This window comes from Litorimonas sp. WD9-15, assembly GCF_050271975.1.
Classification (GTDB): Bacteria; Pseudomonadota; Alphaproteobacteria; order Caulobacterales; family Maricaulaceae; genus Litorimonas.
Map to the genome: position 1 here is coordinate 2258623 of NZ_CP189850.1, position 9698 is coordinate 2268320.

Annotated in this window: 7 protein-coding genes; 6 read left to right on the plus strand and 1 reads right to left on the minus strand. The window is 55.0% G+C overall.

Annotation, left to right across the window (positions count from 1 at the left end):
* Window position 1: 1 nt before the first annotated feature.
* From ACP9M6_RS10555 to ACP9M6_RS10575, 5 genes are all read left to right on the plus strand, one after another.
* Window positions 2-667, plus strand: a complete 666-nt coding sequence (locus tag ACP9M6_RS10555; protein ID WP_427450914.1) for a TRAP transporter small permease subunit — start codon at window positions 2-4, stop codon at window positions 665-667.
* Window positions 664-2256 (plus strand): TRAP transporter large permease, encoded by a 1593-nt coding sequence (locus ACP9M6_RS10560; protein WP_427450916.1) that lies wholly within the window; start codon window positions 664-666, stop codon window positions 2254-2256. Before ACP9M6_RS10555 ends, ACP9M6_RS10560 begins: the two co-directional genes overlap by 4 nt.
* Window positions 2257-2320: 64 nt before the next feature.
* Complete coding sequence (locus tag ACP9M6_RS10565) at window positions 2321-2887, plus strand: LemA family protein (RefSeq protein ID WP_427450918.1); 567 nt, start codon at window positions 2321-2323, stop codon at window positions 2885-2887.
* A 12-nt stretch (window positions 2888-2899) separates the two neighbouring features.
* Window positions 2900-3967: a M48 family metallopeptidase gene (locus ACP9M6_RS10570; protein ID WP_427450920.1), complete on the plus strand. Its 1068-nt coding sequence runs from the start codon at window positions 2900-2902 to the stop codon at window positions 3965-3967.
* A 61-nt stretch (window positions 3968-4028) separates the two neighbouring features.
* Window positions 4029-6935, plus strand: coding sequence for a M16 family metallopeptidase (locus ACP9M6_RS10575; protein WP_427450922.1), 2907 nt, complete (start codon window positions 4029-4031; stop codon window positions 6933-6935).
* Window positions 6936-7228: 293 nt separating this feature from the next.
* On the opposite strand, the gene ACP9M6_RS10580 is transcribed toward ACP9M6_RS10575, so the two are convergent.
* Window positions 7229-7654, minus strand: a complete 426-nt coding sequence (locus ACP9M6_RS10580; RefSeq protein ID WP_427450924.1) for a YcgN family cysteine cluster protein — start codon at window positions 7652-7654, stop codon at window positions 7229-7231.
* A gap of 74 nt (window positions 7655-7728) precedes the next feature.
* On the opposite strand from ACP9M6_RS10580, the gene ACP9M6_RS10585 reads away from it, so the two are divergent.
* Window positions 7729-9696 carry a transglycosylase domain-containing protein gene (locus ACP9M6_RS10585; protein WP_427450926.1) on the plus strand — a complete coding sequence of 656 codons (1968 nt, stop codon included), beginning with the start codon at window positions 7729-7731 and terminating at the stop codon, window positions 9694-9696.
* The last annotated feature ends 2 nt before the right edge of the window (window positions 9697-9698 follow it).

Here is a 9698-nt window from a genome sequence, read left to right on the forward strand (position 1 = left end):
CGTGGTTGGGGGAGCCATACAGGCGATAGGTTGGGCGTTTCTTCCGCTGCTCGTGTGGCCTATCATTCACCTGACTTTTGGCGAAAATCGTTTCGTACGAGGGTTTAGCGAGAGCCTGATTTCTCTCATAGACATGATAACATTCCGCATTGGCGAGTGGACGAAATGGCTCCTGCCATTCCTCGTACTGTCAGTCGCAGGGTCTGTTTTCGCCCTCTCCATCTTTGGCGTCACGACGACAAAGCTCCTCGAATCCGCCAAATATTTCCAAGCCCTCGTCATCATGCTCGGCGCGGCGGCAACACTACTCGCGGGACAACATGTGCGGGTCGATATTTTCCACACACGTATGTCGGATGTGGCAAAAGCGCGTGTCGACCTCATCGGCTTTTTCCTCCTGCTCATGCCCGCCTGTATCCTGCTCACATGGAAGTCGCAGGGCTTTGTCAGTTTCGCCTGGGCGATCCGCGAAGGGTCGAGCGAAGCGGACGGCATTCGCGGTATCTACCTGCTCAAAACCCTCATTCCGGTCTTCGCAGTGACCATGGTCATTCAAGGCCTGTCCATCGCGACCCGTGCCGCCATGTGCCTGTCCGGTCAGGACCGACCCGCCCGCCCCGCAGGTGTGCCGCCCTTCTTCCGCACGGCAGGCGAGGAAACATTATGAGCGGCGCGGAAATCCTCGCCGCGATGATGTTCCTCTCCGTCTGCGGCGCGTTGATGGCGGGCTATAATGTGGCTTTCACATTGGCGGGCACATCCCTGATTTTTGCCGGGATAGGCGTGCTGACGGGAACATTTGATCCCGTCTATCTGCTCTCCATGCCCGGCCGGATATTCCCGTTGATGACGCGGGAAATCCTGATCGCCGTCCCGCTCTTCGTGTTCATGGGGGTGATGTTGGAGAAATCCCGCATTGCCGAAGACTTGCTGGAAAATATGGGCACATTGTTCGGCCCCATGCGGGGCGGGCTTGGCATTTCCGTGATTTTTGTGGGGGCATTGCTGGCCGCGAGTACGGGCATTGTTGGTGCGACAGTCGTCACGATGGGGTTACTATCGCTGCCCACCATGTTGAACCGCGGTTATGCGCCCTCCCTAGCCTCCGCCTCGATTGCGGCCTCGGGGACGTTAGGTCAGATCATCCCGCCTTCTATTGTGCTCGTCATTCTCGCCGACCAAATATCGAATGCGTTTCAAGAAGCTCAGCGGAGTTATGGTTTGGAAACAAACGGTGTTGTCTCTGTCGGAGACCTGTTCGCGGGGGCTCTCCTGCCCGGTCTCATCCTCGTCCTCTTCTACGCGCTCTATATCTTTTTTGTCGCGGTGATCCGTCCCGCAGATGCGCCCGCGCAGGATTGGCCGGAAGATGCGGATGTGCGGCGCCTGCTCTGGACATCCTTCCGCGCGATGTTGCCGCCCATCTTTCTGATTATTGCCGTCCTCGGATCGATCCTGTCAGGCTATGCCACGCCGACGCGCGGCGCAGCCTTGGGGGCGCTGGGCGCAATTCTGCTGGCATGTTACAAAATCGAAACCGTGACGGCCTTCGGAATACTAGCGCGAAGATTCGCTTTCATCGCGGCCGCAGCTTTACTCACCCTTGTCCTACTGGATTTAACGGGTGTCGATTTGCGTTTGGGACAGACGGAAAGAACGCAAACCGAAAGCCTCGCGCTCATTGCGGGTGGTATCTTGGCGCTCCTCGGCGGGGTCGGCGCATTGCTAGCAACATTCAGATTGGGCCGTACAGGCGCGCTTGGCGACGTCTCACGCTCCACCCTCCACATCACGGCGATGGTCTTCGTCATCCTTATCGGGGCCACGATTTTCTCCCTCATTTTTCGAGGCTTTGGCGGAGACGAGATGGTCGCCGAATTATTGGAAGCCGCACCTGGCGGGAAATGGGGCGCATTTACAATCGTCATGGTGATGATGTTTATACTGGGCTTCTTTCTCGATTTTATTGAGATTACATTCGTCGTCGTGCCCCTCGTTGCACCACCACTCCTCGCCTCGGGCATGGATCCCGTCTGGCTCGGCATTGTTATGGCGTTGAACTTACAGACCAGTTTCCTGACCCCGCCCTTCGGATTCGCGCTATTCTACCTGCGCGGCGTCGCCCCCCCCGAAGTCACGACGACCGCGCTCTATCGCGGCGTCCTCCCCTTCATCGCGATACAAATTGCGGTCATCGCGCTTGTAATCGCCGTACCAACTCTCGCAACGGGCCTGCCAAGCTCGCTTCTCAATTAACAAGCGCTTGCGCTGATAGGGCTTTCCGCCCTATCCTAGCGTCAGCATATTAAGGGGACCGTCCATGACCACGCTACTTATCATTCTCGGCATTATTGTCGTACTCGCCGTCTTTATCATCGGCATTTATAACCGACTCGTCGCGCTGCGTCAGACGACCAATCAAGCCTGGTCGGATATCGAAGTCCAACTCAAGCAACGCCAGGACCTCGTCCCGCAACTGGTCAATACCGTGAAGGGCTATGCCAAACACGAAAAGTCCACCTTTGAAGAAGTTGTGCAAGCCCGCGCCGCCGCGATGGGCGCGAATTCCGTTCAGGGGCAGGCCCAAGCAGAAGGCATGCTCTCCGCCGCGCTTGGGAAAATGTTCGCCCTCGCCGAAGCCTATCCGGAGCTGAAGGCCAATACGAATTTCCTTCAATTACAGGACGAACTGTCAGACGTGGAGAATAAAATTTCTGCCGCGCGCCGTTTCTACAATAACTCGGTGCAGGAATATAATACCGGTCGCGAACAATTCCCAGCCGTCCTGATTGCAGGTCCATTCGGCTTTAAAGAGCGTGACTTCTTCGAAGCACCCGAAGGTCGCACCGCATTGCAGACTCCACCGGAAGTGAATTTCGACACATAAAGGCCGCATCTCATGATGGAAGCCTATGGGTTAAAGACCCATATTTGGAATAATAACCTGCGCAGCGTGTTCCTGCTCGTTGCGTTTCCGGTTCTATTGCTGGTTTTGGCTTATGGGCTGATCCTCCTCTATCTCGGCTTTGCCGAAGATATGCGGTTTGAGCAGGGCCTATTCTATGCGGCGGAGCGTTTACCCGTCATCGGCTCTATGGCCCTCGCAGGCGCAGGCACATGGTTCACAATCGCCTTTTTCGGCCACCAAAAAATTATCAGCGCCTCGGTTAAGTCTAAAGCGCTTACAGAATCCCAAGAACCCCGCGCCTATAAAATGCTGGAAAATCTCTGCATCAGTCGCGGGATGACCATGCCGCGCCTCATGGTGATTGAAACAGATCAGATGAACGCCTTCGCCAGCGGTATTCGCGATAAGAATTATCAGATTACCCTGACGCGCGGCCTCATGAATAACCTGGACGATGCGGAACTCAACGCCGTCATTGCGCATGAACTGTCGCATATTCGGCACAAAGATGTTCGGATGCTCATCATCGCCGTCATCTTTGTCGGCATCTTTGCCTTTGTCGGAGAAGGTGTTGTGCGCGGTGTCTTTCGCACGAATCTGGGCCGCACGAATAATCACCGTCGGAGTGGGGGCGGAAATGCGGGCGCGCTAATTGTCTTTGCTTTCGCGCTCATCGCCCTCGCCTATCTCTTTGCCGTGCTCATCCGTTTCACATTATCGAGGAAGCGCGAATATATGGCCGATGCGGGTGCGGTTGAGCTCACAAAAGATCCGGACGCCATGATCCGGGCCTTGGAGAAAATCTCCGGTAAAGCCGCGCTGAAAGGCGTGCCGGACGAAATCCGCGAGATGGCACTGCATAATCCAAAGATCGGCCTCGCAGGAGCCTTCGCAACACATCCCCCAATCGAAAAGCGCATCGACGCTATCGTTAAATTTGGTGGCGGACGTCGCGGCACGCGAAGTCAGCCCATATCGCGTTCGGACAGAATGACGCAATCCCGTTCCACAAATCCGCCGCAGCGCGGCACAAGGCCGCGCGGACCTTGGCAAAGATAGGCGTATTTTCGCCTTTACTCTCTGTCGCCTTATTGTAAAACGATATGAAGAGGAGACAGCCATGACATCACAATTCAAAACATTATTAGCGTCCGCCGCCATAGGATTAGCGCTTGCCGCCTGTACGGGCGGAACATCCGATACGTCTGCGGATACGCCCAAGGCAGAAAACATCAACTTACCCAGTGGCATCACAGTCGTTGAACGGGTTGGCCCCGCCCGAGGCGACGAAGTTGTTATTCCTTACACGAAATATAAGTTGGACAATGGCCTGACCGTAGTCCTGCATGAAGACAAATCCGATCCGCTCGTCCATGTTGACGTCACCTATCACGTTGGTTCTGGCCGCGAAGAAGTCGGCCGCTCCGGCTTTGCTCATTTCTTCGAACATATGATGTTCCAAGGCTCCGAAAATGTTGCCGATGAAGAGCACTTCAAAATTATCACCGAAGCCGGTGGTACACTCAACGGTACCACAAACTCGGACCGAACAAATTACTTCGAGACTGTGCCGTCCAATCAGCTCGAGAAAATGCTTTGGTTGGAAGCTGACCGGATGGGCTTCTTCCTCGACTCGGTCACACAGGAAAAATTCGAAGTCCAACGTGAAACAGTGAAAAACGAACGCGGGCAGCGTGTCGATAATCGTCCTTACGGCTTGCTTTTCGAGCGGGTCGGCGAAGCCATGTATCCCGAAGGTCACCCCTATAGTTGGTCCACAATCGGCTATCTGGAAGATCTCGACCGTGCGAACCTGAACGACCTCAAGAAATTCTTCCTCGAATGGTACGGCCCGAATAATGCCGTCCTGACCATTGGTGGCGACCTCGACACAGAACAAACACTGGAATGGGTCAAAACCTATTTCGGCACGATCCCCGCCGGTCCAGAACAGGCGGATCCGGTCTATGAAGAAATCACGCTGGATGAAGACCGCTACATTTCCCTAGAAGATAATGTGCAGCTTCCCCTGCTTTATATGGCTTGGCCTACAGTTCATGCGAACCACCCCGACGAAGCGCCGCTGGACGTGCTCGCCAATATTATCGGTCAGGGTCAAACTTCGATCATGTATAAAAACGTTCAGAAGCCAGGACTGACGGTTCAAACGTCTTCAGGTCATGGATGCCGCGAAATCGGCTGTACCTTTACCGTCTTCACCCTCGCCAATCCGGCCAAAGTGCAGCAGCTCGGCGATCTGGAAACAGAAATCCGCGGCGCCTTTGACGAGTTCGAGGAGCGCGGCGTCATGGATGATGACCTCACACGCGTGAAATCCTCTATTGTCTCCGGCTTAATCTACGGTCTGGAATCTGTGCAGGGCAAGGTCAGCCAATTGGCAGCCTACGAGACCTATCGTGACAATCCAAATGGTATTGGGGACGATATTGCGCGCTATGAAGGCGTGACAAAGGCCGACGTCATGCGTGTCTATAACCAATATATCAAAGACAACTCCGCCGTCATTATGTCCATCGTGCCAAAGGGTGCGGGCGCCATGGTTGCAAAAGAGGACACATGGGAGCGCTATGAGCGCACAATTCCCGAAGATATGTCCAGTTCGGACGATTTCTCTTGGACCCGTCCGGAAGATCCCGAAGGATTAGATCGGAGCCAGGTCCCACCCGCGGGTGACAATAACCCGCAAGTTAAAGCCCCCGACACATATACATTCGCGACGGGTAACGGCATTGACGTCCTCGGCGCTCAAAATACCGAGGTGCCAACCACAACCATCAATGTGCGGATTAAAGCCGGACAGAGCCATGAGAGCCTTGATAAACTCGGTCTCGCCAGCCTGACAGCTGGATTGCTCAATGAAGCCACCACGGAGCGGACGGGCGAAGAACTCTCAAACGAATTGTCTAAACTCGGGTCCTCTGTTTCGTTCAGTTCCGGCGACACATTCACAACGATGAGTGTTCGCAGCCTGACAAAAAATATCGACGCGACAATGGCAATTGCGATGGAAAAGCTGCTCAAGCCGGCCTTTGCTGAAGCGGATTTTGACCGGGACAAGGCCAACCAATTGCAGGGTATCTTAGCCAATAAAAAAGAAGCGTCTGTCACAGCGTCCAACCTATTTAACAAAATGATGTATGGCACTGATAACCCAACAGCTTTTGCCAATACAGGTACGGAAGAGACTGTCGCCAATATCACATTGGAAGATGTCAAAGCGTTCTATGCCACACATTTCTCACCCAGCATTGCCTCTGTCATTGCCGTCAGCGATTTGGATGAGGCTGCGATGAAAAAGGTCCTTGCCCCGCTTTCCGATTGGACGGGCGGTGAGGTGCCGACGACATCTATGGCAGCCTTCCCGGAACTGGATACCGGAACCATCTATTTTGTGGACAAGCCGGATGCCGCACAGAGTGAAATCCGCATCGGCAAACGCGCCCTACCCTATGACGCAACGGGCGAATATTTCCGTGCGGACATCATGAACTATCCGCTGGGCGGCGCGTTTAACAGCCGCATCAACCTCAACCTCCGCGAAGATAAAGGCTACACTTACGGTGCACGCTCCTTCTTTAGCGGGAATGAGAAAGCCGGTTGGTACCGTGCCAGTGCGGGTGTCCGTGCCGACGCGACATCCGCCTCAATCGTGGAATTTGTCAACGAGATTGAGAGCTATCACGCCGACGGTATCACCGCCGAAGAACTCGCCTTTACGAAATCCTCCCGCGGTCAATCTGATGCCCGCGCTTATGAGACGCCGCGCCAAAAGCTTGGCTTCCTCTCGCGCATGGCCACCTATGATCTGGAACCCGATTTCGTGGATGAGCAGGCCGACATTCTCGAAGCCATGACGAAAGCCGAAATCGACGCCCTCGCCGCAAAACATCTCGACCTCGACGAGATGATTATGGTGGTCGTCGGTGATAAAGCGACCGTCTATGACGAAATCGCGGAACTCGGCTATAAAATGGTCGAAATCGACGCGGACGGAAACCCGATTTAAGTTTGGGTAAAATAGAAATGAAAGCCCGCCCTTTAAGGCGGGCTTTTTTTGGGTGGGGGCTAAAATGATCCCCAATTTCCAAGCTATGTCATACTCATCGCGTTCGTTCAGACACGAGATAGGATCGCGCTCTCTATCTGGGACTGAAGGATGGTGAGGTAACGAAGACCGTCAATTATTAACGATTGCAGGCGTTTTGCGTCCAGTCGCGAATACTGACCCTGCGGCCTGTTCCGCTACTAATTTGAATGCCTTGCCGTTGCCCAAGATGTACGGTCACAGCTTCCGCTTACCTAGTCGATATCCGGTTCACCCGGCCAAATCACAATCCTTGTAGGGACTTCATTTTCATCGACCAACTCTTCGCTCGTCACTGCGTCCTGCACGCTCATCCCGACGTCGTGGATGGAGTCGCGAGACCCTGTGACGAGGTGGTGATAGTTCGGCAAGTCTTTGCCTTCCGCGACCAAACGATAGGCGCAGGTCTGTGGCATCCAGTGGAGTTGACTGACATTGACGGGGCTGAGGGTTACGCAATCGGGCACGAGCGCTGAACGGTTAGCGTAATCCCCGCACTGACAGGTTTCGGGATTAAACAGCTTACAGGCGACGTCCGTGATATAGACTTGGCCTGTATCCTCGTCTTCCAAGCGGATGCAGCAACACTTGCCGCAGCCATCACAAAGGCTTTCCCACTCTGTGCGGCTCATTTCGGCCATATTTTTGGTTTTCCAGAAGGGAGAGTCTGTCGTAGGGGCTTTCATAAGAGGCCACTTAAGGCCAAGAGGAGAGAATGCCAACCTATCGTGCCGATATCAATGTCGCGAATGACAACCGCAAGCGCAAGCGGCGTACGATTACGCTCATCATTTTGGCGGTCCTATCGGGCTTGATCGCGTTCGGATATTTTCAGACCCGCTACTACCTGATGAATGACCTCCCGTCCCTGCCGGATAAGCGGACAATGTGGCAGTTAAACCTGCAACCAAATATGACGCTTTTGGATAACCAAGGCCGGGAGATCGGGCACCGTGGCCCGTATATTGGCAAGCCGATGAAACTGGGCCAAATGCCGAGCTATGTCGGGGATGCTTTCCTCGCGATTGAAGACGAGCGGTTTTACGAACATGCTGGGGTCGATAATAAGGCGATCCTACGCGCCCTGTTCGAGAACACGCGGGCGGGTGAGAAAACACAGGGCGGCTCGACCCTGACGCAGCAACTCGTCAAGAACATCGTCCTGTCGCCTGAGAAATCCTACCGCCGGAAGTTCCAAGAGGCGGTCCTCGCCCGCGATATGGAGGCCGTGCTGTCCAAGCCGGAAATCCTCGAGCTTTACATCAACCGCATCCCGATGGGCCCGCGCGTCTTCGGCGTGGAAGCCGCCGCGCAACGTTATTTCGGGAAGTCTGCGGCGGATATTAATCTCGCCGAAGCCGCCCTCCTCGCCGGTCTGCCGCAGGCGCCGTCGCGTTATAATCCGACGGAACATTATGACCGGGCTGTGGAACGCTCCCGCCTCGTCCTGCAACGCATGGTCGTCAATGATATGATAACGCTGGAGCAGCAACGCGAAGCGCTGGCAAATCCACCGGTCATTGCGGAGCCGGCCGAGGCCATTATTTCCGAAGCCACGCTCGGCTACATCTTTGACATGATTGCAGAGGAAGCGCCGACCCTTGTCGGCGCGGGACAGGAAGACCTCATCATCCGCACGACCATTGATGTGGAGAAGCAGAAACTGGCACAAGCCGCCCTCGAGAAAATTCTCGCCAAATCGGGCGACAGCAAGAAGGTCAGCGAAGGCTCTCTCGTCTCTCTCGATAATCAAACGGGGGCTATCCTCGCCCTCGTCGGGGGGCGGGATTACAATGCGTCGAAATTCAACCGCGCAGCGCAGGCCAAACGTCAGCCAGGATCGAGTTTTAAGACATTTTCCTATGCGGCAGCATTAGAAGCCGGATTCACACCCGCAACCGTCCGGATTGATCAACCGACAACGATTGGGAATTGGTCACCCGAGAATTACACCCGACGCTATCGCGGGCCGATGACGGTGCGCGAAGCCCTGAAGCTCTCCATAAATACAATTGCCGCGCAGATCACGGCAGAGGTCGGGCCGTCAACAGTGGCTTCCCTCGCCAACCGCTTTGGCATCGAGTCGGAAATGCGGCCGGAATATTCGCTGGCACTGGGATCGTCGGAAACGACCTTGCTGGAAATGACACGCGCTTATTCCGTCTTCGCAAATGAAGGCCTCTTAAGGTCCACTCATATGATTTCAGAAATTCGGAATACGGCGGGTGAGCCGCTTTATAAAAGACGGACAACGGCCGGAAAACGCGTTTATTCCGTGCCCTATTCGCGGCAGATGACGTCCATTCTGCAGGATGTGATTGAGACAGGCACGGCGCGCGGCGCGCAATTAGGGCGTCGTCAGGCGGCAGGCAAAACGGGCACGTCGCAGGACTACCGCGATGGCTGGTTCATCGGCTTCACTGCGCAAATGACGACAGGGGTCTGGCTGGGCAATGATGACAATTCCCCGATGCGGAAAATCACGGGCGGATTACTGCCCGTCGATGTCTGGAAGGATTACATGCTGAAAGCGCATAAGGGCGTCTCCTATGCCGCCCTCTCCGCGCCGGACCCGAATATTGACGATGACCGCGCACAGACACTCTCGCAATTTTACACGACAATGGCGGATGCTTTTGTCGAAGAACGGGACATGGCGTCGGGCCAAGGCGGACCGGGGTAAAA